The 23,193-nt window shown below is 70.8% G+C and carries 24 protein-coding genes; 11 read left to right on the top strand and 13 right to left on the bottom strand.

Annotated features, from left to right (window positions below):
* Positions 1–19 precede the first annotated feature (19 nt).
* The 4 genes from H8B08_RS02825 to H8B08_RS02810 are packed head-to-tail and all read right to left on the bottom strand — an operon-like array spanning position 20 to position 3,199.
* A complete protein-coding gene (locus H8B08_RS02825) occupies positions 20–787 on the bottom strand; it encodes an ABC transporter ATP-binding protein (RefSeq protein WP_187448704.1) in 768 nt (255 codons plus the stop codon).
* Positions 784–1,770 (bottom strand): iron ABC transporter permease, encoded by a 987-nt coding sequence (locus H8B08_RS02820; RefSeq protein WP_187448703.1) that lies wholly within the window; start codon positions 1,768–1,770, stop codon positions 784–786. The genes H8B08_RS02825 and H8B08_RS02820 overlap by 4 nt, the downstream gene beginning before the upstream one ends.
* Positions 1,767–2,570 (bottom strand): ABC transporter substrate-binding protein, encoded by an 804-nt coding sequence (locus tag H8B08_RS02815; RefSeq protein ID WP_370545381.1) that lies wholly within the window; start codon positions 2,568–2,570, stop codon positions 1,767–1,769. Before H8B08_RS02815 ends, H8B08_RS02820 begins: the two co-directional genes overlap by 4 nt.
* A complete protein-coding gene (locus H8B08_RS02810) occupies positions 2,567–3,199 on the bottom strand; it encodes a TetR/AcrR family transcriptional regulator (RefSeq protein ID WP_370545380.1) in 633 nt (210 codons plus the stop codon). The genes H8B08_RS02815 and H8B08_RS02810 overlap by 4 nt, the downstream gene beginning before the upstream one ends.
* 133 nt (positions 3,200–3,332) lie before the next feature.
* On the opposite strand from H8B08_RS02810, the gene H8B08_RS02805 reads away from it, so the two are divergent.
* Together H8B08_RS02805 and H8B08_RS02800 are read left to right on the top strand one after the other, a co-directional pair.
* Positions 3,333–4,226, top strand: coding sequence for a class I SAM-dependent methyltransferase (locus tag H8B08_RS02805; protein WP_187448701.1), 894 nt, complete (start codon positions 3,333–3,335; stop codon positions 4,224–4,226).
* Positions 4,223–5,017, top strand: a complete 795-nt coding sequence (locus H8B08_RS02800; protein ID WP_187448700.1) for an RNA methyltransferase — start codon at positions 4,223–4,225, stop codon at positions 5,015–5,017. Before H8B08_RS02805 ends, H8B08_RS02800 begins: the two co-directional genes overlap by 4 nt.
* Here H8B08_RS02800 and H8B08_RS02795 read toward each other — a convergent pair.
* Both H8B08_RS02795 and H8B08_RS02790 read right to left on the bottom strand, forming a co-directional pair.
* Positions 5,014–6,354: a dicarboxylate/amino acid:cation symporter gene (locus tag H8B08_RS02795; protein ID WP_187448699.1), complete on the bottom strand. Its 1,341-nt coding sequence runs from the start codon at positions 6,352–6,354 to the stop codon at positions 5,014–5,016. The genes H8B08_RS02800 and H8B08_RS02795 overlap by 4 nt on opposite strands.
* A gap of 89 nt (positions 6,355–6,443) precedes the next feature.
* The gene (locus H8B08_RS02790; protein WP_255500635.1) at positions 6,444–8,009 is read right to left on the bottom strand and encodes a VWA domain-containing protein; all 1,566 of its coding nucleotides are present in this window, start codon (positions 8,007–8,009) and stop codon (positions 6,444–6,446) included.
* A gap of 254 nt (positions 8,010–8,263) precedes the next feature.
* On the opposite strand from H8B08_RS02790, the gene H8B08_RS02785 reads away from it, so the two are divergent.
* Both H8B08_RS02785 and H8B08_RS19500 read left to right on the top strand, forming a co-directional pair.
* Positions 8,264–9,070, top strand: coding sequence for a MerR family transcriptional regulator (locus tag H8B08_RS02785; protein ID WP_187448698.1), 807 nt, complete (start codon positions 8,264–8,266; stop codon positions 9,068–9,070).
* Complete coding sequence (locus H8B08_RS19500) at positions 9,067–9,741, top strand: type II CAAX endopeptidase family protein (RefSeq protein ID WP_187448697.1); 675 nt, start codon at positions 9,067–9,069, stop codon at positions 9,739–9,741. The genes H8B08_RS02785 and H8B08_RS19500 overlap by 4 nt, the downstream gene beginning before the upstream one ends.
* 13 nt (positions 9,742–9,754) lie before the next feature.
* On the opposite strand, the gene hrpB is transcribed toward H8B08_RS19500, so the two are convergent.
* Complete coding sequence (hrpB, locus tag H8B08_RS02775) at positions 9,755–12,205, bottom strand: ATP-dependent helicase HrpB (protein WP_187448696.1); 2,451 nt, start codon at positions 12,203–12,205, stop codon at positions 9,755–9,757.
* 139 nt (positions 12,206–12,344) lie between these two features.
* Here hrpB and H8B08_RS02770 point away from each other — a divergent pair, with 139 nt between their 5' ends.
* From H8B08_RS02770 to H8B08_RS02760, 3 genes are all read left to right on the top strand, one after another.
* Complete coding sequence (locus H8B08_RS02770; RefSeq protein WP_187448695.1) at positions 12,345–13,901, top strand: amino acid permease; 1,557 nt, start codon at positions 12,345–12,347, stop codon at positions 13,899–13,901.
* 81 nt (positions 13,902–13,982) lie between these two features.
* On the top strand, positions 13,983–14,660 hold the full coding sequence (locus tag H8B08_RS02765; protein WP_187448694.1) for an MBL fold metallo-hydrolase: 678 nt from the start codon (positions 13,983–13,985) through the stop codon (positions 14,658–14,660).
* A 119-nt stretch (positions 14,661–14,779) separates the two neighbouring features.
* Complete coding sequence (locus H8B08_RS02760; RefSeq protein WP_187448693.1) at positions 14,780–15,151, top strand: response regulator; 372 nt, start codon at positions 14,780–14,782, stop codon at positions 15,149–15,151.
* A gap of 48 nt (positions 15,152–15,199) precedes the next feature.
* On the opposite strand, the gene H8B08_RS02755 is transcribed toward H8B08_RS02760, so the two are convergent.
* Both H8B08_RS02755 and H8B08_RS02750 read right to left on the bottom strand, forming a co-directional pair.
* Positions 15,200–15,538, bottom strand: coding sequence for a hypothetical protein (locus H8B08_RS02755; protein ID WP_187448692.1), 339 nt, complete (start codon positions 15,536–15,538; stop codon positions 15,200–15,202).
* An 87-nt stretch (positions 15,539–15,625) separates the two neighbouring features.
* Positions 15,626–16,420 (bottom strand): response regulator, encoded by a 795-nt coding sequence (locus tag H8B08_RS02750; RefSeq protein WP_187448691.1) that lies wholly within the window; start codon positions 16,418–16,420, stop codon positions 15,626–15,628.
* Positions 16,421–16,743: 323 nt separating this feature from the next.
* Here H8B08_RS02750 and H8B08_RS02745 point away from each other — a divergent pair, with 323 nt between their 5' ends.
* The gene (locus tag H8B08_RS02745) at positions 16,744–16,983 is read left to right on the top strand and encodes a general stress protein (protein WP_222934279.1); all 240 of its coding nucleotides are present in this window, start codon (positions 16,744–16,746) and stop codon (positions 16,981–16,983) included.
* Positions 16,984–17,049: 66 nt separating this feature from the next.
* Here H8B08_RS02745 and egtB read toward each other — a convergent pair whose 3' ends face one another.
* Positions 17,050–19,302 (bottom strand): ergothioneine biosynthesis protein EgtB, encoded by a 2,253-nt coding sequence (gene egtB / locus H8B08_RS02740; RefSeq protein ID WP_187448690.1) that lies wholly within the window; start codon positions 19,300–19,302, stop codon positions 17,050–17,052.
* A 227-nt stretch (positions 19,303–19,529) separates the two neighbouring features.
* Here egtB and H8B08_RS02735 point away from each other — a divergent pair, with 227 nt between their 5' ends.
* Entirely contained in the window at positions 19,530–20,132 is a 603-nt protein-coding gene (locus H8B08_RS02735) for a sigma-70 family RNA polymerase sigma factor (protein WP_187448689.1), read from the top strand.
* On the opposite strand, the gene H8B08_RS02730 is transcribed toward H8B08_RS02735, so the two are convergent.
* Positions 20,133–20,345: a NepR family anti-sigma factor gene (locus H8B08_RS02730; RefSeq protein ID WP_187448688.1), complete on the bottom strand. Its 213-nt coding sequence runs from the start codon at positions 20,343–20,345 to the stop codon at positions 20,133–20,135.
* A 197-nt stretch (positions 20,346–20,542) separates the two neighbouring features.
* Between H8B08_RS02730 and H8B08_RS02725 the strand changes: the two genes are divergently transcribed.
* Positions 20,543–20,935 (top strand): PRC-barrel domain-containing protein, encoded by a 393-nt coding sequence (locus tag H8B08_RS02725; protein WP_187448687.1) that lies wholly within the window; start codon positions 20,543–20,545, stop codon positions 20,933–20,935.
* An 86-nt stretch (positions 20,936–21,021) separates the two neighbouring features.
* The gene (locus H8B08_RS02720) at positions 21,022–22,203 is read left to right on the top strand and encodes a hypothetical protein (protein WP_187448686.1); all 1,182 of its coding nucleotides are present in this window, start codon (positions 21,022–21,024) and stop codon (positions 22,201–22,203) included.
* 56 nt (positions 22,204–22,259) lie between these two features.
* On the opposite strand, the gene H8B08_RS02715 is transcribed toward H8B08_RS02720, so the two are convergent.
* Both H8B08_RS02715 and H8B08_RS02710 read right to left on the bottom strand, forming a co-directional pair.
* Positions 22,260–22,565 carry an SCP2 sterol-binding domain-containing protein gene (locus H8B08_RS02715; RefSeq protein WP_187448685.1) on the bottom strand — a complete coding sequence of 102 codons (306 nt, stop codon included), beginning with the start codon at positions 22,563–22,565 and terminating at the stop codon, positions 22,260–22,262.
* A 97-nt stretch (positions 22,566–22,662) separates the two neighbouring features.
* The gene (locus H8B08_RS02710) at positions 22,663–23,169 is read right to left on the bottom strand and encodes a hypothetical protein (RefSeq protein WP_187448684.1); all 507 of its coding nucleotides are present in this window, start codon (positions 23,167–23,169) and stop codon (positions 22,663–22,665) included.
* Between the last annotated feature and the right edge of the window lie 24 nt (positions 23,170–23,193).

Genomic DNA, 23,193 nt, shown 5'->3' with positions numbered 1-23,193 from the left:
AGTCGGCGCGTTGCTCCGCTCAATCGAGCGGGGAAACGCGAGCGCTTGAGAGGACCGGCCCGTGCGGGGTGTCGGTCCAGGCGGCGTCCAGATGGAAGGCCGACTTCAGCACGGCCGGCGACAACGCCTCCAGCGGCGCGCCCTGCGCGGCCGCCCGGCCGTGGTCGAGCACCAGCACCTGGTCGCAGAAGCGCGCGGCCAGGCTCAGGTCGTGCAGGGTGACGATCGCCGTCGCGCCGCGCGCCGTCTCGGCCCGCAGCAACTCCAGGGTCAGCAGCTGGGCGTCGGGGTCGAGGCCCGCCACCGGCTCGTCGGCCAGCAGCAGCGGCGCGCCGGTCACGAGCAGGCGGGCCAGCAGCACCCGCGCCCGCTCGCCGCCGGACATTTCGAACACGCCGCGATCGGCCAGCCCGCTCAGGCCGACGCGCTCCAGCGCGGCCAGGGCGCGCGCCTCGGCGTCGGCCGGCGCCGCGGTGATCGCGCCCAGGGCGGCGATGCGCAGGGCGCTCATGCCCCAACCGATCCGGCGCTCCTGGGGCAGATAGCCGGCCAGGCCGGCGCGCGCGTCAGGCGCGACCTGGTGCGGCTCGCGCCCGAACAGGCGCACCCGCCCGGCCTTCGGCTTCACCACGCCCAGCGCCGCCTTGATGAAGGTGGTCTTGCCCGCGCCGTTGGGGCCGCAGACGGCGGTCAGGGTCCCGGGCGCGAAGGCGGCGTCGACGTCCGACAGCACCTCGCGCCGGCCAATCGCCACGGTCACGCCCTGGAATTCTAGGACCGCGCTCACGACCGCCAGCTCCGCGCCGCGCGCCAGGCGACGAAGGCGAACAGGGGCGCGCCGACCAGTGCAGTGAACACGCCCAGCTTCAGCTCCACCTCGGTGGGGGCCATGCGCGCGGCGAGATCCGCCAGCACCAACATCAAGGCCCCGGCCAGGGCGGAGGGAGCGAGCAGGCGCGACGGGTCTTCGCGTACCGCCGCACGCACCAGGTGCGGCGAGGCCAGGCCGACGAAGCCGATCACCCCGGCCATGGCCACCGACGCGCCGGTGGCGATCGAGGCGGCGGCGACCGCCGCCAGCTTCAGCCGTCGCATGGGCAGGCCCAGAGTGGCGGCCGTGTCCTCGCCCAGGGTCAGGGCCAGCAGCCCCCTGCCCGCATGACCGGCCAACACCACGGCCACGCCTAGCGGGGCCAAGCCCCAAGCCACGTCGCCCCAGTTGCGGTTCTCGACCGAGCCCAGCATCCAGGCCAGCACCTCGGCGGTGGCGATGGGCGACGGCGACAGGTTGAACACCAGCGCGGTGACCGCGCCGGCGAAGCTGGACAGGGCCACCCCGAACAGGATCAGCGCCTCGGGCTCAGGGAAGCGGGCCGCGAACAGCAGCAGGCAACCGCCGGCCAGGGCCGCGCCGACCAGGGCCGAAGCCTCGACCGCGCCGGGCACGACGGCCAGGCCCAGCACGATGGTCAGGGCCGCGCCCAGCGCCGCGGTCGCCGACACCCCCAGCACGCCCGGGTCGGCCAGCGGATTGCGCAGCAGCCCCTGCATCAGGGCGCCGGACAGGCCCAGGCACGCGCCGACCACCGCCGCGGCGGCGGCCCGCGGCGCCCGGATGCTCCAGAGAATTTCCCATGGCGCGGAGCCGGGTTGGGTGAAGGCCTGAAGGTACTGGTCGAGGCCCAGGCGGGTCTCGCCCAGCGTCGTCGCGAGGGCGAAGCCGGCGACCAGCGCGATCACCAGGAACAGGTTGAGGCCGAGCCGCTTCATCGCTTCGGGGCCGCCGCGGCCAGCCGCGCGCTCCCTTCGGTCACGAACCAGCCTGGACAGCCCAGGATCGAGCCCGGCAACGAGGCGGCGCTCCGCTCCTTGGCCAGACGACCGACCAGCGGATCGCGGCCGGGGGCCCATCGCCCGCCGCGCACGGCGTCGAAGAAGCCCAGCACCAACAGGCGCGGCGGGTCCAGCACCAGCTTCTCCAGCGACACCGAGTCGAACCACTCGCTGTCCGAGGCGCTCTTGAGCCCCGCGCCGTTCAGCATGGCCCCGATCAGGGTCTTGTCGCCGGCGGTGAAGCCGCCCGGGGTCAGATAGAGCGCCTTTTCACCCTTCCAGGCCCCGCGGCTCGCGGCCAGCTGGGCGTCCATGCGCGCCACCAGCTTCTCGCCCTCGGCCTGGCGGCCCATGGCGGCGGCGACCTTGCGGACGTCGGCGCGCACGCCGTCGAAGTCGGAGGCGTCGTCGATGCCGACGACCTTGGCGCCGCGGGCCTCCAGCGCGCGGACCAGCCGCTCGTCGCCGCCCCAGAAACGGACCACCAGGGTCGGCCGCGCGGCCAGCGCCGCCTCCAGCGTCGGGCGGCGCTGCGGCAGGCCCTTCGCCTCGGCTTTCATCCAGGAATCGTCGTCGTCGGCCCGGGGCGACACGCCCACGATCGCCTCGCGCGGCGCCAGCGCGACGACATACTGGTCGGCGCACGAATCCAGCGACAGCACGCGCATTTCGCCCGCCCGGGCCGCGCCCGCGGCCAGCGCCACGGAGGCCGCCAGGATCAGGCCGAAGCGCTTCACCGCTGGAGGACGCCTTCGAACAGGGCGTCCATCATCCCCTTGATCAGCGTCTCCTGCGACGCCCACTCGAAGTACGGCTTGGTGATCAAGAGCGCGATCAGGCCGTGGCCGCCGGCCCACAGGATCTGGGCCACCTGGTCGACGTCGCCCTTGATCCGGCCGGTGGCGGCGGCTTCCGCCACCACCTTGGCGAAACGGTCGTAGGCTTGCCGGCCCAGGCGCTGGGCGACGTCCTGCGCGCCCTCGGTCGCCTCCAGCGGGCGAGTCAGGAAGACCAGACGATAGGCGTTCGGGTTGGCCAGGCCGAAGTGCATGTAGGCTTCGGACATGGCGCGGAGCTTGGCGACCGGATCCATCGGGCGCTCGTCGATCTCCGCGTTGGTGGCCAGCAGCTTCTCGAAGGCCTGCTCGCAGATCTCCAGCAGGATCTGGCCCTTGTCGCGGAAGTGCATGTAGAGCGCGGTCGAGGACACCCCGACCTCCTCCGCGATCTTGCGGATGGTCGCGCCCTCGTAGCCGCATTCGACGAAGATCCGCTCGGCCGCCTCGAGGATTTCGCCCCGGCGGACATGCCCTTCGCCCTTGGGCTTGCGGGCGGAGCGGGCCGGCTTCTGCAACACGACGGACACGGGACACCTCGACGCCAAGCCTGAGCTCACGTCCTTGCTTACGCATTTTCCCTGCGTAGCCGCAACCGCCGCCCGCGTCCGGAACTCTCCGGACGACTGGACGCGCCGCCGCAGGAACGCGTAAGCGGGGCGCATGCCGCCCCGCGTCGCCGACATCCCCGACATCATGCGAACCCGCGCCTGGCGCGACTACGCCCTGCTGGACAGCGGCGACGGTCGCAAGCTGGAGCGCTATGGCCGCTTCACAGTGGTCCGCCCCGAGCCGCAGTGCTTCTGGGCGCCCAGAAAGCCCAAGCTGTGGGAGCGCCCTGACGCCGTGTTCGACCCCGAAGGCGAGGACGACGAGGGCCGCTGGCGCTTCTCCAAGCCCGTGCCCGAGAGCTGGACGCTGGGCTGGGACACGGTGAAGTTCCACGGCCGCTTCACCGCCTTCCGCCACCTCGCCTTCTTCCCGGAGCAGGCGGCCAACTGGGCCTGGCTGAAGGACCGCGTCGAGCAGCTGGAACGCCCGCGGGTGCTGAACCTGTTCGGCTACACCGGCGTGGCCAGCCTGGTCTGCGCGGCCGCCGGCGCCCAGGTCACCCACGTCGACGCCTCCAAGAAGTCCGTCGCCTACGCCCGTGAAAACGCGGCGCTTTCCGGCCTGGAGAGCGCGCCGATCCGCTGGATCACAGAGGACGCGCGCAAATACGTCGCCCGCGAGGTCAAGCGCGGCTCGCAGTACGAGGGGATCATCCTGGATCCGCCGAAGTACGGCCGCGGCCCCGGCGGAGAGGTGTGGCGCCTGTTCGAGGACCTGCCGGAACTGGCGCGCCAGTGCGCCGCCCTGCTCTCGGAGAACGCCTCCTTCCTGCTGCTCAACGCCTACGCCGCGCGGGTGTCCGGCCCGGCCCTCGCCGGCCTGCTGTCCGACGCCTGCGCCAAGCGCGGCGGTCGCATCGACTGGGGCGAGCTGGTGCTCAGCGAAGACGGCCCGAACGGGCGCGAGATCGGCCTCTCCTTCTTCGCCCGCTGGAGCGCGGCATGACCGTCCGTCAGATCGCGTCGCTGACCAATCCGACGGTGAAGGCCGTTCGCGCGCTTCACATGAAGAAGGAGCGCGAGGCCACCGGCCTGTTCCTGGCCGAGGGGCTGAAGATCGTCATCGAGGCGCTGGACCAGGGCCGCGCGCCGAAGATGCTGATGTTCGGCAAGGACGCCGACCACCCCTTGCTGGACCGCGCCGTGCGGGAAACGCAGAAGGCGCGCGGCGAGGTGATCGAGGTAACCCGCGAAATTCTCGAGAAGATCGCGCGGCGCGAAAACCCGCAGACCGTCATCGCGGTGTTCGAGCAGCGCACCACGCCGCTCGACACGCTCGACCCGAGGTCGGCCTCGGCCTGGGTGGCGCTTGAGCAGGTGCGCGACCCCGGCAACCTCGGCACGGTGATCCGCACCGCCGACGCGGCCGGCTGCGGCGGCGTCATCCTGATCGGCGAGACGGTCGATCCGTTCAGCGTCGAGGCGGTGCGCGCCACCATGGGCTCCATGTTCGCCTTGCCGATCGTGCGCACCTCGCGCGAGGCCTTCCTGGCCTGGCGCAAGCGCTGGCCGGGTTCGGTTGTGGGCACCCTGCTGACCGCCCAGCACGGCTACCGCGACGCGCCCTACCAGGCGCCCACCCTGATCGTCATGGGCACCGAGCAGTCCGGCCTGACGCCGGAGGTGGCCGCCGCCTGCGACGTGAACGTAAAGATCCCCATGCGCGGCCGGGCCGACAGCCTGAACCTGGCGGTGGCGACCGGCATCATGATCTACGCGGTGACCGACCAGGCCTAAGCCGTCTCGGGCGTCACCGACGGATCGTCGGCCAGCGGCTCCGGATCGGTGGGCAACCGGCCGTTCAGGGCGGCGTCCAGGCGCTCGCGGTCGAGCTCCCCTTCCCAGCGCGCCACCACCAGGGTCGCGACCGCGTTGCCGATGAAATTGGTGATCGAGCGGCACTCCGACATGAACCGGTCGACGCCGAGGATCAGGGCCATGCCGGCCACCGGCACCGAGGGCACCACCGACAGGGTGGCGGCCAGGGTGATGAAGCCCGATCCGGTGACGCCGGCCGCGCCCTTGGAGCTCAGCATGGCCACGCCCAGCAGCAGGGCCTGCTCTTCCCAGCTCAGATGGATGTTCAGCGCCTGGGCGATGAACAGGGCCGCCAGGGTCATGTAGATGTTCGTGCCGTCGAGGTTGAACGAGTAACCGGTCGGCACGACCAGGCCGACCACCGACTTCGACGCGCCGGCCCGCTCCATCTTGTTGATCAGGCTGGGTAAGGCCGCCTCGGACGAGCTGGTGCCCAGCACCAGCAAGAGCTCCTCGCGCAGGTAGCGGAGCAGCTTGAAGATCGAGAAGCCGTTGGCGAGCGCGATCAGGCCCAGCACCACGACCACGAACAGGGCCGCGGTGACGTAGAAGGTCCCGACCAGCAGGGCCAGGTTGGCGATCGCGCCCACCCCGTACTTGCCGATGGTGAAGGCGAAGGCGCCGAAGGCCCCGACCGGGGCGGCCCGCATCAGGATGCCCACCAGACGGAAAAAGGCGGCGCTGGTCGCGTTCAGCACGTCCAGCAGGGGCTGACCGCGGTCGCCGACCAGGGCCAGGGCCAGGCCGAACACCACCGAGAAGAACAGCACCTGCAGGATCTCGCCCTCGGCGAAGGCGCTGGCCGGCGTGTTCGGTATGACGTTGAGCAGGAAGCCGACAACGGTCGTGTCGTGCGCCTTCTCGGCGTAGGTCGCCACCGCGCCGGCGTCGAGCGAGGCGGGATCGATGTTCAGCCCCGTCCCCGGCTGGACGATGTTGGCGACCACCAGGCCGACGATCAGGGCGAAGGTCGAGACCACCAGGAAATAGCCCAGCGCCTTGAGCACCACGCGGCCGACCTCGCCGATGTCGCGCATTCCGGCGATGCCGGTGACGATGGTCAGGAAGATCACCGGGGCGATGACCATCTTCACCAGCTTGATGAAGGCGTCGCCCAGCGGCTTCAGCGCCACCCCGGTCTGCGGCCAGAAATGGCCGATCAGGGCGCCGACCGCGATCGCCGCCAGCACCTGCACGTACAGGCTGGTCCACCAAGGCCCTCGGGCCCGCGGCGGTGTGTAAGCGTGCGACCCCATCCGATCCTCCCTGATCGTCAGACGGCTGAGGGTCGTCGATTCGACCGGCGGCTGCGAGGCCGGAGCAATGCCCCGACCTCGCCGCGCACTCAGTGCGAGGCCTCGGCCGCCTCGACCAGCTTTACGAACTCCTGGCGCGAAAAGTCGCGAGGCTCGCCGGCCAGGCGGGCCACGTCGGCGTACGAGAACTCGCCGAGGTACTTCCCACCCCGCAGCTTCTGGCCGAAGGCGGCCACCGCCGCGGCGAAGGCGAAGTCGCCCTGGGCCGGTTTCGCGTTGGCGGCCAGCGACGCGGCCAGCGGCTGGCGGATCAGCTTCGAGGTCGTTTCGCTCGGCAGCTTGTAGCGCAGCTCGACAAAGCCCAGCTCGTCGGCCTTGCCGGCGGCGGCCGGCACGGCGGCGTAGCGGCCCTGCGGCAGCAGCGTCCCCTTCGAGCCGACCAGGGCGATCTCGTAAAGGGCGGTGACCTGGTGGCCGGCCCCGATGTCGCCGGCGTCGACCTTGTCGTTGGCGAAGTCCTCGGTCGCCAGCACCCGGTTCTCGTAGCCGACCAGCCGGTACTCGGCGACCACGGCCGGGTTGAACTCGACCTGCACCTTCACGTCCTTGGCGATGGTGAAGAGGGTCGAGGACAGCTCGTCCTGCAGGACCTTGCGGGCCTCGTTCATGCCGTCGATGTAGGCGTAGTTGCCGTTCCCGGCGTCGGCGATCGCCTCCATCATCCAGTCGCTGTAGTTGCCCTGGCCGAAGCCCAGGGCCGTCAGGGTGATGCCGTCGTCGCGGTTGCGCTCGACCACCTCCTTCAGCTTCTCCGGATCGCTGATGCCGACGTTGAAGTCGCCGTCGGTGGCCAGGATCACCCGGTTGATGCCGTCCTTGATGCGGTTGGCGCGCGCGACGGCGTAGGCCAGCTCGATCCCCTGCCCGCCCGCAGTCGAGCCGCCCGCCTCCAGCCGCTTCAGCGCGGCCTCAATCTTCGCGCGGTCGGCGGTCGGCTCCAGCACCACCCCGGCGGCGCCGGCGTAGACCACGATGGAGACCTTGTCGTCGGAGCGCAGCTGGCGGGCCAGCAGGCCCAGGGTCTGCTTCACCAGCGGCAGCTTGTCGTCGTCCGACATCGAGCCCGATACGTCGATCAGGAACACCAGGTTCGCGGCCGGTCGCTGGGCGCGGTCGACGTCATAGCCGCGCAGGGCCACGCGCAGCAGCCGGGTGTTCGGGTTCCAGGGGGTGACCGCCGCGTCGGTGGTGACCGAGAAGGGCTGGGCGCCGCTCTGGGGCTTGGGCAGGTCGTAGCGGAAGTAGTTGATCATCTCCTCGACCCGCACCGCGTCCGACGGCGGCGTGCGCCCCTGGCTGAGGAAACGGCGGATGTTGGCGTAGGCGGCGGTGTCGACGTCGACCGCGAAGGTCGAGAACCGCTCGTCGGCCGCCCGCTTCACCGGGTTCTGCGCCAGCTCCTTGTAGCGCTCCTGGTCCTCGACGCTGAGACGGGCGGCCTCAGCCGGCGCCAGATACCCCGCGGCCGCAGCGTCCGCGGCCGGCGCGGCCTCATGGAGCGCCGCCTCTTCGTCCATTTTCTTGGCGCATCCCGCCGCAAGGGTCGCCGCCAGTGCGACGGCGATCACCGTCAGTCCCGCCTTCCCGTACGCCATTCCCGTCCCCGTCCTCGGTCGTCCCGGACCGTTTCGCGGGCGCGCAAAGCGCGTCGCCCGCAACCATGAGCTGAGACAACGGCGCCGCTTTTTAGACCGCGGCGCGGCGGATCGAAGGCCGTTCGTCGACCCCGGTTCCGGGCGGTGTGGCGCGGGCTGGACGGCCCACGACGAGCCACCTTCACAATTCCGCTTGCGCCGGACCCAGGGTCCGGGTGTCCATCTGCACGGGTCCAGAGTGAAGACCCGACGAAATGAACGCACCCGCTCTTCAGATTCGCCCCAAGCCGGATGACACCGCCGCCGCCTTCGCCGCCCGTTTCGGGATCACGGTCAAGGCGCTGCGAGTGTACGAACGGGCCGGGCTGATCACGCCTCGGCGCACCGAAGCCGGCTGGCGCGTCTACGACGACGCGCACGCCGAACGGCTGCACGTCATCCTGGCCTTGAAGAGTCTCGGCTTGCCCCTCAAGCGCATGCGTGAGTTGCTCGCCGGGCGCGGCCCTGATCTCGACGCCGTGCTGGCGGCGCAGGAAGCGGCCCTCGAAACCCGCCGCCGCGAGACCGCGCAGGCCCTCGGCGTCGTGCGCGCCGCCCGGCAGGTCCTGGCCGCCGGTCGGCGTCTCTCTCCGGACGAGCTGTCCAACCTGGTTCGGAGAACCGCCATGACCAAGTCCGTCGAGTGGACCCCGCAACTCGAAGCCATCGCCCAGAGGACCTATACCCCCGAGCAACGCCAGGCCCTGGCTCAGCGGACATTCACCCCTGAGGACCAGGCGCGCGTCCAGGCCGGCTGGACCCAGGTCTGGGCCGACATCGACCGCATCGGCGCCGACCAGGCGACCTCCGAGGCGGGCCTGGCGGTGGCGCGGCGCGCGCTGGCCCTGATCCAGGAATTCACTCAGGGCGACGCGGGGCTGTGGAACGGCGCCGCCCGCTTCTGGGGCGAAGTGAGCCAGGCTCCCGAGGCCGCGGACCAGACCTGCTTCGATCCGCGTCGCATGGCCTTCCTGAGCGCAGGGCTGAAGGCGCTGAAGGATCGCGGCGAGGTGCAGCCGTGACCGTCGCGGAGACCACGCAACGCGCGCCGGTCCGGGCGGGATGGGCTGGCGTCCTGCTCGCCCTGGGCGGTCCCGCCCTGATCGTCCTGGCGGCGTACTTCACGCCTTCGGGCCTGGACCCGCTGGTCCGGCGGGCGGTCATCTGGATCGGCTTCTCCGTGCTGAGCGCCGTCCTTCTCCTCGGGCCCGAGCGAAGCCGGCTATCGGAGCTCGGCCTGGGCCGCCCGAAGTGGTCCAGCCTGGGATGGGGACTGCTGCTGACCGTCGCCTTCTTCGCGGTGGGCGCCGCCAGCTACGCCTGCATCCTGGCGCTCGGCCTCCCGGCCCCGACCGCCGCCTTCGCCGGCCTCGCGGCCCTGCCGTTCTGGGCTCGCGCCGTGACCGTGCTCGTCGCCGCGGTGTGCGAGGAGGTGCTGTTTCGCGGTTATGCGGTGACCAGGGTTCGCGGGCTCACCGGCTCGCCGGTGCTGGCGTTCCTGATCCCGGCGGCGGCCTTCACCGCCCTGCACCTGCCCGGCTGGGGCCCCGCGCACCTGCTGTTCGTGGCGCCGGGGGCGGCCCTGCTGACGCTCTGGTTCCAGTGGCGGCGCGACCTCTGGGGCAACATCCTCGCCCACTTCCTGGTCGACGCGATCCCGTTCCTGATCGCGCCGCTGTTCCTGCCGGCCTGACGGCCCGCGCCGATCACGTCCCGCGCGGCTTCGCCCGGGTCGTGGGCGGCGCGGTGGTCGGGTCCTCCGGCCAGGGATGCTTGGGATAGCGGCCGCGCATGTCGGAGCGGACGTCGGCCCAGGAGCCCTTCCAGAATCCGGGGAGATCCTTGGTCACCTGCACCGGCCGGTGCGCCGGCGAGGTCAGGGCGAGGGTCAGCGGCGCGCGTCCGCCGGCGAGCGTCGGGTGGACGGTCAAGCCGAACAGCTCCTGCACCCGCACCTCGACCCGCGGGCCGCCTTCGGCGCCGTAGTCGATCTTCAGCCGCGAGCCGGTCGGCGCCTCGAACCGCTCGGGCGCGTCGGCGTCCAGGCGCCGTTGCAGCTCCCACGGGATCAGGCCGATCAGCGCCTCGGACAGCGCGCCGGCGTCGACCTGTTTCAGCGAGGTCCGCCCCATCAGCAGCGGCGCCAGCCAGTCCTCGCGCCGGTCCAGCAGGGCTTCGTCCGACAGGTCCGGCCAGGACGGGTCGTAGCCGCGCAGGAAGGCCGCGCGCTCGCGCAGGCTGGCGGAGCGCTCGCTCCACGGCAGGACCGACAGCCCCTTGCGCTCGACCTCGTTCATCAGGGCGGCGGCGATCAGGGCCGGGTCGGGATCGTCGATCAGCCGCTCGCCGACGACGATGCGGCCCAGCCGGCGCAGCTCGCGGGCGCGGATCTTGCCGCGCGGGTCCGGCTCGATCCGCTCCTCCACCTCCAGCCGGTCGGCGAAGGCGTCGAGCAGGGCCGCCTCGTCCAAGGGCGCGGCCAGCAGCACGCGGTCGCGGCTCTCCCCGCCTCCCAGTTCGCCGACCGCCAGCCAGGGCTCGCGCGCCAGGGCGTCGCTCGGGTCCAGGAACACGCCGCGGCCCGAGGCCAGCAGGTATTCGCCCGGCTTGCCGCGCGCCCTGGCGATCCGCTCCGGATAGGCCTCGGCCAGCAGCAGGCCCGGATCGGCGTCGTGGGCGCGCACGGTTTTCGCGTGCCTGACAGCGCTGTCGGCCCAGCGCCTGGCCAGCGCCTTGGCGTCGCGCGCCTTGGCCGAGCCGTCGCGCTCCAGGCGCTCCAGACGGGTGCGCAGGTCGGTGTCGGCGCCCCCCAGCCCCCGCTCGGTCAGCAGGGCGGCCACGCGCCCCGCCTGGCCGGCCGCCCCGGCGGCGGCGCCCTCCACCACCATGTGCGCCAGCCTCGGCGGCAGCGGCAGGTCGGCCAAGGCCCGGCCGTGCTCGGTCAGGTCGCCATGTGCGTCCAGCGCCTGCAGCCGCTGCAGGAGGGTGCGCGCCTCGCGCCAGGCGGCCTGCGGCGGCGGGTCGAGGAAGGCCAGCCCCTCCGGCCCGCGCGCGCCCCAGCGGGCCAGGTCCAGCGCCAGGCGCGACAGGTCGGTCTCCAGGATCTCCGGCCGGGCGAAGGGCGGCAGGGACCGGGTTTCCGGCTCCTCCCACAGGCGGTAGCAGACGCCGGGCTCGGTGCGCCCCGCGCGGCCGCGGCGCTGGTCGGCGGCGGCACGGCTGACCCGCACCGTCTCCAGCCGGGTCAGGCCCGAGGCCGGATCGTAACGGGGCACGCGCGCCAGGCCGCAGTCGATCACCACCCGCACGCCCTGAATGGTCAGGCTGGTCTCGGCGATTGAGGTGGCCAGCACCACCTTGCGACGACCCGGCGGCGCCGGCTCGACCGCGCGGTCCTGGTCGGCGGGATCGAGCGCGCCGTAGAGCGGGGCCAGCATCACCGAGGGATCGCGCACCCGCTCGGCCAGGCGCTCCTCGACGCGGCGGATCTCGCCCTGACCGGGCAGGAAGACCAGCAGGCTGCCGCCTTCCTCGGCCAGCGCCTTCATCACCGCCTTGGCGACCGCGTCCTCCAGCCGCTCGGCTGGATTACGGCCCAGATGGCGGGTGTCGACCGGGAACATCCGCCCTTCGCTCTCCACCACCGGCGCGTCGTCCAGCAGGGCCGAGACGCGGGCGCCGTCCAGGGTCGCGGACATCACCAGAAGGCGCAGGTCGTCGCGCAGCAGGCCCTGCACGTCGCGGGCGAAGGCCAGGCCCAGGTCAGCGTCCAGGCTGCGCTCGTGGAATTCGTCGAACAGGATGGCGGCGACGCCTTCCAGCCCCGGGTCGTCCAGAATCATCCGGGTGAAGACGCCCTCGGTGACCACCTCGATCCGGGTGCGCGGCGACACCTTCGACTGCATGCGCACGCGGAAGCCGACGGTCTCGCCGACCTTCTCGCCAAGGGTCGAGGCCATGCGCGCGGCGGCGGCGCGGGCGGCCAGGCGCCGGGGCTCAAGGACGATGATCTTGCGCCCTTCGACCCACGGCTCGTCCTTGAGCGCCAAAGGAACGACCGTGGTCTTGCCGGCGCCGGGCGGCGCGACCAGCACCGCGGCCGTGCGCTCGGCGAGGGTGCGCTTCAGCGGATCGAGGACGTCATGAATCGGCAGCATGGCTGTGGGCCGTCTATCCACCGGATCCTGCGACGCCAAGGCGCAACCTAAGCATTCGCTTGACCAAAGCCGAGCAACCGGTTCACGGTTGCGCGAAAATTAATCTGCGCGGCCTCTTGAGCCGCGTACGGGAGGGGCTATGTGGCGCGTTAAACCGCTCGATGCGATCTTGGCGACGGCCGAGAAGAAATCCTTGCACCGTTCGCTGGGCGTGGTGCAGCTGACGCTGCTCGGCGTCGGCGCGATCATCGGCACCGGCATCTTCGTGCTGACCGCCGAAGCGGCCCAGAAGGCCGGTCCGGGCATGATGGTCTCCTTCATCATCGCCGGCTTCGTCTGCGCGGTCGCCGCGCTCTGCTACTCGGAACTGGCCTCGATGGTGCCGGTCTCGGGTTCGGCCTACACCTACTCCTACGCCGTGCTCGGCGAAGTCTTCGCCTGGCTGGTCGGCTGGGCGCTGATCCTCGAATACGCCGTGGCCGCCAGCGCCGTGTCGGTGGGCTGGTCGGGCTATTTCGTCGGCCTGATCGAGCACTCGCTCAACGTCACCGTACCGCCCGAACTGGCCAACGGCCCGTACGCCGGCGGCATCGTGAACCTGCCGGCGGTGGTGATCGGCCTGCTCGTCACCCTGCTGCTGATCCGCGGCACCCGTGAAAGCGCGACCGTCAACGCCATCCTGGTGGCGATCAAGGTGGCGGCGCTCTCGGCCTTCATCTGGCTGGCCCTGCCGCTGATCAAGGAACAGAACTTCCAGCCGTTCGCGCCGCTCGGCACGGCCGGCGTCATCGGCGCCGCGGCGTCGATCTTCTTCGCCTACGTCGGCTTCGACGCGGTCTCCACCGCGGCCGAAGAGACCAAGAACCCGCAGCGCAACGTACCGATCGCCCTGATCGGCTCGCTGGTGATCTGCACCGTGTTCTACCTGCTGGTGGCCGCCGGCGCGATCGGCGCCTACGGCGCCCAGCCGGTGTTCGGCGCGGGCGGCGAAGTGCTGGCTCCGGGCTCGATGGCCCTGACCGAGCAGTGCGCCAGCCTGACCCAGGCCGGCCAGCAGCCGCTGGTCTGCTCGAAGGAAGCCCTGGCTCACGTGCTGCGTCAGATCGGCCAGCCGGCCGTCGGCAACATGCTGGGCCTGGCCGCCTTCCTGGCCCTGCCGTCGGTCATCCTGGCGATGATCTACGGCCAGACCCGCATCTTCTTCGTGATGTCCCGCGACGGCCTGCTGCCCGGCGTGCTGAGCCGCGTGCACCCGAAGTTCAAGACCCCGCACATCGTCACCATGCTGACCGGCGCCGGCGTCATGCTCGCCGCCGCCTTCCTGCCGGTCGGCAAGCTGGCGGACATCTCCAACTCCGGCACCCTGTTCGCCTTCCTGATGGTGTCGCTGGCGGTGATGATCCTGCGCAAGACCAACCCGGACCGGAAGCGCCCGTTCAGGACCCCGCTGGTCTGGATCGTGGCGCCGCTGTCGGTGGCCGGCTGCGCGGTGCTGTTCTTCTTCCTGCCGCACGACGCCAAGCTGCTGTTCCCGATCTGGTCGGGCGTCGGCCTGGTGGTCTACATGCTGTACGGCGTGCACAAGAGCCACGTCGGCCGCGGCATCGTGGAAGTGCCGGAACTGGATCCGAACGTGCCGCCGACCTCGGCGGGCGCCCAGCCGATGCCGGGCGTCGAACACCCGCCCGGATCGTAAGGTCCTCGGACAAGGAAAAGCCCGGGCTTCGGCCCGGGCTTTTTTCTTTGCGCGCCGGGCGGCCCCGCCTATGTCAGCAGCATGAGCACTCCCGCCTCGCCCATCGGCGTGCTGATCGCCCCGGTCACGCCGCTCCAGCAGAACTGCACCGTCGTGTGGTGCACCAAGACCAACAAGGCCGCGATCATCGATCCGGGCGGCGACCTCGACCCGATCCTTCGCGAGATCGCCCGGCGCGGCCTGACGGTGGAGAAGATCTGGGTCACCCACGGCCATCTCGACCACGCCGGCGCGACCGAGGAGCTGAAGGCCAGGACCGGCGCGCCGATCGAGGGCCCGCACCCGGACGACCAGTTCTGGATCGACCGCATCCCTCAGGACGGCCTGCGCTACGGCATGCCCGACCAGAAGTCCTTCACCCCGGACCGCTGGCTGCACGACGGCGACACCGTCACTCTGGGCGAGACCATCTGGGAGGTGATCCACTGCCCCGGCCACACCCCCGGCCATGTGGTGTTCTTCAACCGCGAAGCGCGCTTCGCCCAGGTCGGCGACGTGCTGTTCAAGGGCTCGATGGGGCGCACCGACTTCCCGCGCGGCAACCACGCCGACCTGATCCACTCGATCACCCAGAAACTCTGGCCGCTGGGCGACGACGTGCGCTTCGTGCCCGGCCACGGGCCGATGTCGACCTTCGGCGAGGAGCGCCGCTCCAACCCGTTCGTGAGCGACCGGGTGCTGGCGGGCGCCCAGGGATGACGCAACCTCCCGTGGCGGGAGGCGTTCCGCCTTCACCCCGGGGGCGATTCTCCGAGGTGTACAGTCTCCCTAAAGGGGCATAACGTCGGCATACGAGGTCGACGGAAGAGGTGTCACTGGTGCGCGCGCTTCTGGTCGAGGACGAGGCCCTGGTGGCCATGATTGCGGAGGAAGCCCTCACCTCCCTCGGGTTCGAACCCACATCGGCCCGCAACGCCGCCGAAGCCATGAACGAATTCAACCGTCGCGAGCCGTCCCTGGCGGTGATCGACGTCGGCCTGCCGGACGCCAAGGGCGACGAGCTGGCCATGCGCCTGCGCGCCCTGTCGCCCGACCTGTCGATCGTGGTGGCCAGCGGCTACGACGAAGGCGAGCTAAAGGCGAAGTTCGCCAGCGACCCCAAGGTCGCGGTCCTGCCGAAGCCCTACACCGAAGACGACCTCGCTCGGGCCACCGAGGCGCTGGGCTTCCACCTCCCGCGCGTCAGCTGAACCCGACGCGCCGATCCAGGCGGATCGGCGGCGCCAGGTCGAGACGCGTTAGCGGCGCGTCAGCAGAATCCCCGTGATCATCCCCACGCCGAACAGGGCCGCGCAGCTGGTGAACGGGTGCAGCCGGATGGTCTCGCGCCCGGACGTGGTCTGACGGGCGCTCCAGGCCTGCAAGTCCTTGAGCTTGGCTTGCGCGACGTCGAGCCCTTCGGCCACCAGGCTCTCTTCCGCGGCCTCCAGGTCGCGCCGCGCGCGCCGGACGTCGCGGGCCGCGCTGGCGAAGGCGCGCTCGGCGCCCGGGCGGACCTCCGCCACCCGGGGTTGCCGGGGCTGCGTCGCGCGCGTCGGGGTTTCCGGGGTCGTCGGTCCGCCGGTCAGGTCGCTCATGGCGTCGCACTCCGTCGTGTGGAGCCTCGTGAACGCCGCCGCGAAAGGCCGGGTTCCTGATCCCGCAGTTTGAGCGCGCTATCGCGCTCAGACGACCTGCAACTGCGGCCGCGGCTGGTGGAAGAACAGGGCCTGACCGATCAGCGCCTTCACCGTCTCCTCGCGGAACGGCTTGGTGATCAGGAAGGCCGGCTCCGGCTTCTCCCCGGTCAGCAGCCGCTCAGGGTACGCGGTGATGAACACCACCGGCACGTCATAGCGCTTGAGGATGTCGGCCACCGCTTCGATGCCGCTGGAATCGTCGGCCAGACGCACGTCGGCCAGCACCAGGCCCGGCGCCTCCTCCCCGGCCAGCGAGACGGCCTCGTCGTGGGTCGCGGCCACGCCCATCACCCGGTGGCCCATGTCCTGAACCACGCGCTGCAGGTCCAGCGCGATGATCGGCTCGTCCTCGATGATCAGCACGTCGGTGGCGAGCTGCTGCTCGATCGAGGCCTGGGCCGCGGCGAAGCGCTTTTCGACCTCGCTTTCGGACACGCCCAGGATGAAGGCGACCTCCGACGGCGCGAACCCTTCCATCAGGATGAGCAGCAGCGCGGTCCGATGCTCCGGCGTCATCCGCTGCAGGCGGATGTCGGCGATCAGCCGGTTCTTGATCGGCGCGTCGATGGAATAGCCGTTCAGCGACTTGCGCCAGGTCTGATGGAAGGCGTGGAACAGCGCGGTGCGAACCGGCACGTCGCGCGCCAGGGGCAGGTCGCCACTGAGCAACGCCTCCAGGGTGGCCTGGACGTAGCCGTCGCCTTCCTTCTGCGAACCAGTGAGCGCGCGCGCATAGCGGCGCAAATACGGCGCGTGCCGAAGGATCGGCTTTTGCGGCATGGGGCGGGTCCTCGAGCGCGACGGTAAATGAACAGCCTTGCGCGCGGTCGGTTCCCGTGGCCGAGGAACAAAGCTGTGCCGTTGGCGGTTGCCGTTGAATTCGCTGGGGCTTTCCAGCGTCGCCGGCGGCCTGCCGAACGACGCGCGAGGCCCCGGATCAGACGCGTTGCGTGCGGCCCCCGCATCCCGAACCCGGGCGCAAGGGCAAAAGGCCGCTCGGAAAATCCCCGCGCCCTCACCGGAACAGTCCCGGAAGCCTGTCGGTTCACGGTCCGCCCGGACGGACACCAACCCACGACCATGGGGAACTGAAGGAGCCTGTAATGCCCCAAGGCCAAGGCAACGAGCGCAGCGGAACTTCCAAACGGGGCTTCGCTTCGATGGATCCCGAGCGGCAACGCGAGATCGCCCGCAAGGGCGGGGCCAGCGTGCCCAGCGAAAAGCGCAGCTTCTCCCAGGACCGCACCCTGGCCGCCGAGGCCGGGCGCAAGGGCGGAGAAGCGTCCCACGGCGGCCGCAAGCGCGGCTCCGGCCGCTCGGAAGGCGCGGAATCGCGCAGCTGACAGCTGACAAACGAGAGGAAGGCGCCGCCGCGCTCTTCCTCCTCAGCTTTACGCCCGGCCGCGTCGTCAACAGGCCAGGCGCAACACCGCGAACGCGGGATCCTCAGACGTCCACGCCCGCTCCGTCCGCCATCCGGCCGACGCCGCGAGCGCGCTGAACCCCTCGACCGTATATTTGTATGAGTTCTCCGTGTGCACGGTCTCGCCGGCACGGAAGCTCAGCCGCCGGCCGCCGACCCGCACCGCTTGGTCGCGACGGCTGCGCAGGTGCATCTCCACGCGGCTTTCGTCGGCGTTCCACACCGCCTCGTGCTCGAACCCCTCGAGGTCGAAGTCGGCCCCGAGCTCGCGGTTGGCGCGGGCCAGCAGGTTGAGATTGAAGGCGGCGGTCACGCCCTGCGCGTCGTCATAGGCGGCGACCAGCACCGCCTCGTCCTTGACCAGATCCACCCCGATCACCAGCCCCGATCCGGGCCCCAGCAGGGCGCGGATCGAGCGCAGCAGGGCGCGCGCCTGCGGCGGGGTGAAGTTGCCGATGGTCGAGCCGGGGAAGAAGCCCACCCGCGGCCGGCCGTCGGCGACCTCAGGCAGGCTGAGCGGCCCGGTGAAGTCGCCGGCCAGCGGCTCGATCCTGAGCGCCGGATAGTCGGCCCTGAGCGCCGCCGCCGTCGCTTCCAGGTGCTCGGCGCTGATGTCGACCGGCACATAGGCGAACAGGCTCGGCGCGGCGTCCAGCAGCAGCCGCGTCTTCACGCTCGCCCCCGAGCCGAGCTCGACCAATACCGCGCCCGGCGGGAAGCCGGTCGCGATCTCCGCGGCGGCCGCCTTCAGCAGGGCCGTTTCGGTCCGCGTCGGGTAGTACTCGGGCACGGCGGTGACGGCCTCGAACAGGAGCGAGCCCTCCTCGTCGTAAAACCACTTGGGCGACATCGCCTTGGGGGTTTTCGACAAGCCCTCGATCAGCTCGGCCTCGAAGCTGCCGGGCTCGGCCGCTGGGCGGCGCGCTCGCGCGCGTGCGTCCTGCGCCAGCCGCAGGCCGGTGAACTGCCAGCGCTGCTGCGGATAGAAGAAGTTGCGGTAGCTGGCGCGCACGTGGTCGGCCGGGGTCGCGAACGATCCCCCGCGCAGGACCAGCTGGTTGGCCATGAACTTGCCGTTATACTCCGCCACCGCGCCCGGCCGGGGATGGAAGCCCGGATAGGGAACGTAGGGGCTGGCGGTCCACTCCCATACGTCGCCGAACTGCTGGCGCAACGGGCCGGCGGACACGTCGGCCGCGCCCGCCAGGTTGCCGCGCACGGGAACGCCCGCGGCCGCGTGCTCCCACTCAGCCTCGGTCGGCAGGCGCGCGCCGATCCAGCGCGCATAGGCGTCGGCCTCGTAGAAGCTGACGTGCACCACCGGGGCGTCCGGATCCAGCGGGCGCAGGCCCGCCAGCGTCATCTGCCGCCAGCCCTCCGCCGTCTCGCGCCAGTAGCCCGGCGCGACCCAGCCCTCGGCCTGCACCGTCGCCCAGCCGTCGGACAGCCACAGCTCGGGGCGCCGGTAGCCGCCGTCGGCCATGAACGACATCCATTCGGCGTTGGTCACCGGCCGGTCCGCCAGCCGGAAGGGCGCCAAAAGCGTCGCGTGACGGGGGCCTTCGTTGTCGAAGGCGAACCCCTCCCCAGCCCAGCCGATCTCCACCTGGCCGCCGTCGAACTCGGCCCAGCGCGCCGGCCCGGGCGCCGCCGAGACGGACGGCGCGGCGGTCTGATAGGCCGGGCTCAGCGGCGACTGCGCGAACAGGTGCAGCACGTCGGTCAGGATCAGCTCCTGATGCTGCTGCTCGTGGTTCAGGCCCAGCTCGAACAGGTAGGCCGCTTCGGCGTCGTCCAGGCCGCCGGCGGTCAGCCACTCGACCATCGCCTCGTCGATCCGCCGCCGGTAGGCCATCACCTCGGCCACGCCCGGGCGGGTGATCAGGCCGCGCAGCGGCCGCGGCTGCCGCGGCCCGACCGCCTCGTAATATGAGTTGAACAGATAGCGGAAGGTCGGGTCGGCCCAGACGTGCCCCGGCCGGCGCGCCAGGAGCATCTCTTCGAAAAACCAGGAGGTGTGTGCCAGATGCCACTTCACCGGACTGGCGTCGGCCATCGACTGGACGACCATGTCCTCCGGCGACAGCGGCTCGGCCAGGGCGACGGTGCGCGCGCGCACCCGCCGGAACCGCGCCACCGCCGATTCCACAAGGCCCCGTTCGGCTTCTCGCACGACGTGCGGCGCGCCGGGTTCGGAGCGGGTCGGCTCCGACGTCTGGGGGTCGGCCGAAAGCCTCATGCGCGCGTCTCCCGAAAGCCGGCGGCCGCCACCTGCCCCCGGAGACCCGCGAACGTCGGTCCTCCGCTTCGGTTCCCCCCGAGGCGCGAAATTCAGGGGTTGAGTTCCCCGGCACGGTGTAAAACTATGGCTTGCACGGAAGCCATGTGGGCGCGGTGTTCGGACGGCGTCAGCCGTCTGTCGCGCCCAAGGACGAGTAGTTTATTCGTCGTGACGGGGCTGCGGACATGACTTCACTACGCGAAGACGATCAGCTGGGTCCGGCCGCGCCGGTGCTGGACGCGGACGAACTTGAAAGCTCGAGTTGGCGTGAAGATGTGGTGGCGCTTATACCGGCGCTGCGGGCCTTCGCTTGGTCGCTGAGCCACAACAGCGCCGACGCCGACGACCTGGTGCAGGACACCCTGATCAAGGCCTGGACCCACCGGTCCAAGTTCGAGCCCGGCACCAACCTGCGCGCCTGGCTCTTCACCATCCTGCGCAACACCTACTACACCGCCGTGGTGCGCCGCCGGCGCGAGGTCAGCGACGAGAGCGGCAAGCACGCGGCCACCCTGTTCACCCCGCCGACCCAGGACTGGAGCGTGGCCATGCGCTCGCTGCAGACCGCACTTGGCCAGCTGCCGGACGAGCATCGCGAGGCGCTGATCCTGGTCGGCGCAGCCGGCCTCACCTACGAGGAGGCGGCTGAGATCTGCGGCTGCGCGCTCGGCACGATAAAGAGCCGGGTCAACCGCGCGCGGGCGCGGTTGCTGAAGATCATGGACGCCGACAACGCGACCGACACCTTCGCGTCGGAAGACCTGGTCGCGGCCGTCGCCGAGGACTGATCAGTTCTTCGGATCGGGCCGAAGTTCGCCGGCCCGGTACTTTTCCTCGAGCTCGTCGACGAGCTGAGCCAGGTGCTCCGGCATCGGGCTGGTCGCCACCGTGTCGAACATCGCCTTCAGCTGATCGCCGAGGGGCGCCGAGGCGTCGAGCGCCCCGTTCTCCGGGGCTTCGCTCTGGGCAGACTTGGTCTTTCCCGTCGATTGACCCGCCACTTCCACTCTCCCACGCTCACGACGCTGAATGAACGATATCGAGATTATGCGAGCCAGCCGGGCGAACAACCCTCGCCTGCTGGCGCAAAGGGACGCACCTACCCGCGCATGATCTGTTGCGACGTGGCTACAGTCAAGGTCAAAGGAACCGCCCTGTCCGGCTGACGTTCCGCCGCCACCACTGTCGGAGCGCCTCCATGTCCAATCCGCTGATCGCCGCCAGCCGCGTCAAGGGAACGGCCGTCTACAACGCCGAGGGCGACAAGCTGGGCCATGTCGAGGACCTGATGCTGGACAAGCTCAGCGGACGCGTCGCGTACGCGGTGATGGCCTTCGGCGGCTTCCTCAAGATGGGCGAGCGTTATCACCCCCTGCCCTGGTCGCTGCTCAGCTACGACCTCGAGCGACGCGGCTATGTCGTTCCGGTCGACCGCGAGACCCTGCAGGGCGCGCCGACCCTGGGCCGGCACCAGTTCGACGACGACGACACCGGCTGGCGCGACGCCGTGCACAGCCACTACCAGGCCCATGAACGGAAGGGCCGCGAACACCCGTCCGACGACGACCGGCTAAGCGGCGATTTTCGCTAAGCTTTTCCGGAAACTACCTAAGGAACTTCCCGCGCTTAGCAGGCGTTGGTCCCTGACTTCCCCTCCCAACTGAGGAAAGCAGGACCATGCAGGACAGAGACCAATACGGCGGCTGGCGCGGCGAGTTCGGACGGGAGCGGGATCGCGAGCGCGAGGAGCGGGCCGGCTGGCGCGCCGAAAGCCCCTCGTGGCGCGACGACCAGGGCCGTGAAGACACCCGCGGTCAGGCCTACGGCCAGGACTATTCCAGCCAGCGCTACGGCGGCGGCCAGACCTACAGCCACCAGGAGCGCGAGTACGGCCGCTACCAGCCCTCCGCCCAGGGCGGCATGTACGGCCAGGACTATGGGCAGGGCGAATACGGCCAGCCCCGCTCCTACGGCCAGTACGGGCAATCCCAGTACGGCTCGCAATACGGCCAGGCGCAGTATGGCCAGCCCTACGGCCAGTCCGCCCAGTACGGGCAGGGCTACGGCCAGACCTACGGGCAGGGCCAGTACGAGTCGGGCAGATACGGTCAACGCGAGTACGGCCAGGGCGGCTACGGACAGTCGCAATCGGTCCAGGGCGGCTACGGACAGGCCGCCTATGAGCAGGGGCAGTACGGGCAGCAATCCCGGTACGGCCAGGGCGGCCAGTCCCAGTACGGACAGGGTTACGGCGAGGGCTACGGCCAGCGCTACGGCCAGACCCACGGGACCTACGGCCAGGGTCAGGTCGGGCACCGGTCCCAACCGGCGCCGGACTACGGCCGGGGACAAAGGATCCACGAACTGGGCGGAGGCCGCGGCGCCCTCCCCTTCGGCGAGGACTCCTCCTACGCGCCGGGCTCGCAGATCTGGGCCAGCGGCCGCACGGGCCGCGGCGTGGAGTTCCACTCGCAGCACGGCGAGTTCGAGCCGGACTACCTGCACTGGCGCGACGAGCAGATCCAGAACCTGGATCGCGACTACCACGGCTGGCGCGAGGAGCGCCGGGCCAAGTTCAGCCGCGACTTCGACACCTGGCGTCAGCAACGCCAGGGCCGGACGCAGGGCCAAGGCCAACAGAGCTTTAGCCAGGGCCAAAGCCAGACCGGCTCGAGCGGCGCGTCGAGCTACGGCCAGACCGGGCAGACGAGCCAGGGCGGCATGAGCTCGGGGACCTACGGCGCCTCGTCAGACGCCGATCAGTCGGGCACGCTGGGCGGCGGGTCGTCCTCGGCCACCCAGAGCTCGTCCAAGGTCCAGGGCGTCAGCGGCGGCGAGACCGACAAGAAGAAGATGTGATCGCCCACGCGGCGGAAACAGGAAGGCCCGGCGCTCGCGCCGGGCCTTTTTTGTTCTTACTTCTTCAGCAGCGGGGCCAGGCGCTGGGCCAGCATCATGTCGCCCTGGATCTTCATCTTGCCCTGCATGAAGGCCATCATCGGGTCGAGCTGGCCCTGGGACAGCGCCAGGAAGTCGTCCCAGCTGATCTGCACCACGGCGTCGGCCGGCTTGTCCTCGTTGGTCACCGAGTTCGGGCTGCTGGCGCCGTCGATGTAGATCTTGCCCTCGCCGCCGAAGTCGAGCTTGACGGTCTTGCCGAGGCCCGAGTTATCGCCCACGGCCTGACGGATGCGGTCGGTGACTTGCGCCAGATCAGCCATTTCCAGATTTCCTTCACGATCGGCCGGCCGCAAACGGCGCGCGCCGGGAAGCCCTCGTTCGAGAAGAAATCGGAAGGCGCGTCAAGGCGCCGCAGCGTCAGCCTGGGCCGCCGACCGACGAGGCCACGTCGCGCGCGTCATAGGCGTCCGGAGCCTGCGGGCGCGGTCCCCGGCCCATGCGGATATCCAGCGTGGTGGTCAGGGCCGGTCCGGAAGCCCCGCCCAGCGGGAAGCTGAGGCCTACGCCCACTCCGCCGAAGCTGCCGCCGTTCCAGCCGCCCCCGCTGCCGCCGCCCGCCCCGACCGACACGCCCGAACCGTAGCCGTTGTAGCCGCCGGCGGCCTCCGTGTACCGGTTGACCACCACGAACCAGTCGTAGCCTTGCGCGAGAGTCAGTTCCGCCGCCCGCCGCAGGGCGTACTGGTTCACCTGGGCGGCGCTGGCTCCAGAGCCGCTATGGAAGCTGACCTGCCAGCGGTCGGCCTCGATACGCTGCTCGGTGTAGCCGACACCGCTGGATCCGCTGGCCGGTTGGTAGACCGTCGGCGTGGCGCAGGCGCCGAGGGCGAGCGCCGCGGCGACGGAGATCAGCAGCCTGTTCATCAGCCGGGCCCTCTAAGACACGGA

Origin of the sequence: Caulobacter sp. 17J80-11 (genome assembly GCF_014349105.1) — a bacterium.
Taxonomy (GTDB): Bacteria; Pseudomonadota; Alphaproteobacteria; order Caulobacterales; family Caulobacteraceae; genus 17J80-11.
The sequence above is the reverse complement of the archived record's forward strand: the minus strand, read 5'-3'. Positions and strand labels throughout refer to the sequence as shown.

Excerpts from the sequence above, each read along its gene's own strand:
- H8B08_RS02820 (WP_187448703.1), bottom strand. The coding sequence starts at position 1,770 with ATGAAGCGGCTCGGCCTCAACCTGTTCCTGGTGATCGCGCTGGTCGCC.
- H8B08_RS02805 (WP_187448701.1), top strand. The coding sequence starts at position 3,333 with ATGCCGCCCCGCGTCGCCGACATCCCCGACATCATGCGAACCCGCGCC.
- H8B08_RS02800 (WP_187448700.1), top strand. The coding sequence starts at position 4,223 with ATGACCGTCCGTCAGATCGCGTCGCTGACCAATCCGACGGTGAAGGCC.
- H8B08_RS02795 (WP_187448699.1), bottom strand. The coding sequence starts at position 6,354 with ATGGGGTCGCACGCTTACACACCGCCGCGGGCCCGAGGGCCTTGGTGG.
- H8B08_RS02790 (WP_255500635.1), bottom strand. The coding sequence starts at position 8,009 with ATGGCGTACGGGAAGGCGGGACTGACGGTGATCGCCGTCGCACTGGCG.
- H8B08_RS02785 (WP_187448698.1), top strand. The coding sequence starts at position 8,264 with ATGAACGCACCCGCTCTTCAGATTCGCCCCAAGCCGGATGACACCGCC.
- hrpB (WP_187448696.1), bottom strand. The coding sequence starts at position 12,205 with ATGCTGCCGATTCATGACGTCCTCGATCCGCTGAAGCGCACCCTCGCC.
- H8B08_RS02770 (WP_187448695.1), top strand. The coding sequence starts at position 12,345 with ATGTGGCGCGTTAAACCGCTCGATGCGATCTTGGCGACGGCCGAGAAG.
- H8B08_RS02765 (WP_187448694.1), top strand. The coding sequence starts at position 13,983 with ATGAGCACTCCCGCCTCGCCCATCGGCGTGCTGATCGCCCCGGTCACG.
- H8B08_RS02755 (WP_187448692.1), bottom strand. The coding sequence starts at position 15,538 with ATGAGCGACCTGACCGGCGGACCGACGACCCCGGAAACCCCGACGCGC.
- H8B08_RS02750 (WP_187448691.1), bottom strand. The coding sequence starts at position 16,420 with ATGCCGCAAAAGCCGATCCTTCGGCACGCGCCGTATTTGCGCCGCTAT.
- H8B08_RS02745 (WP_222934279.1), top strand. The coding sequence starts at position 16,744 with ATGCCCCAAGGCCAAGGCAACGAGCGCAGCGGAACTTCCAAACGGGGC.
- egtB (WP_187448690.1), bottom strand. The coding sequence starts at position 19,302 with ATGAGGCTTTCGGCCGACCCCCAGACGTCGGAGCCGACCCGCTCCGAA.
- H8B08_RS02735 (WP_187448689.1), top strand. The coding sequence starts at position 19,530 with ATGACTTCACTACGCGAAGACGATCAGCTGGGTCCGGCCGCGCCGGTG.
- H8B08_RS02725 (WP_187448687.1), top strand. The coding sequence starts at position 20,543 with ATGTCCAATCCGCTGATCGCCGCCAGCCGCGTCAAGGGAACGGCCGTC.
- H8B08_RS02720 (WP_187448686.1), top strand. The coding sequence starts at position 21,022 with ATGCAGGACAGAGACCAATACGGCGGCTGGCGCGGCGAGTTCGGACGG.
- H8B08_RS02715 (WP_187448685.1), bottom strand. The coding sequence starts at position 22,565 with ATGGCTGATCTGGCGCAAGTCACCGACCGCATCCGTCAGGCCGTGGGC.
- H8B08_RS02710 (WP_187448684.1), bottom strand. The coding sequence starts at position 23,169 with ATGAACAGGCTGCTGATCTCCGTCGCCGCGGCGCTCGCCCTCGGCGCC.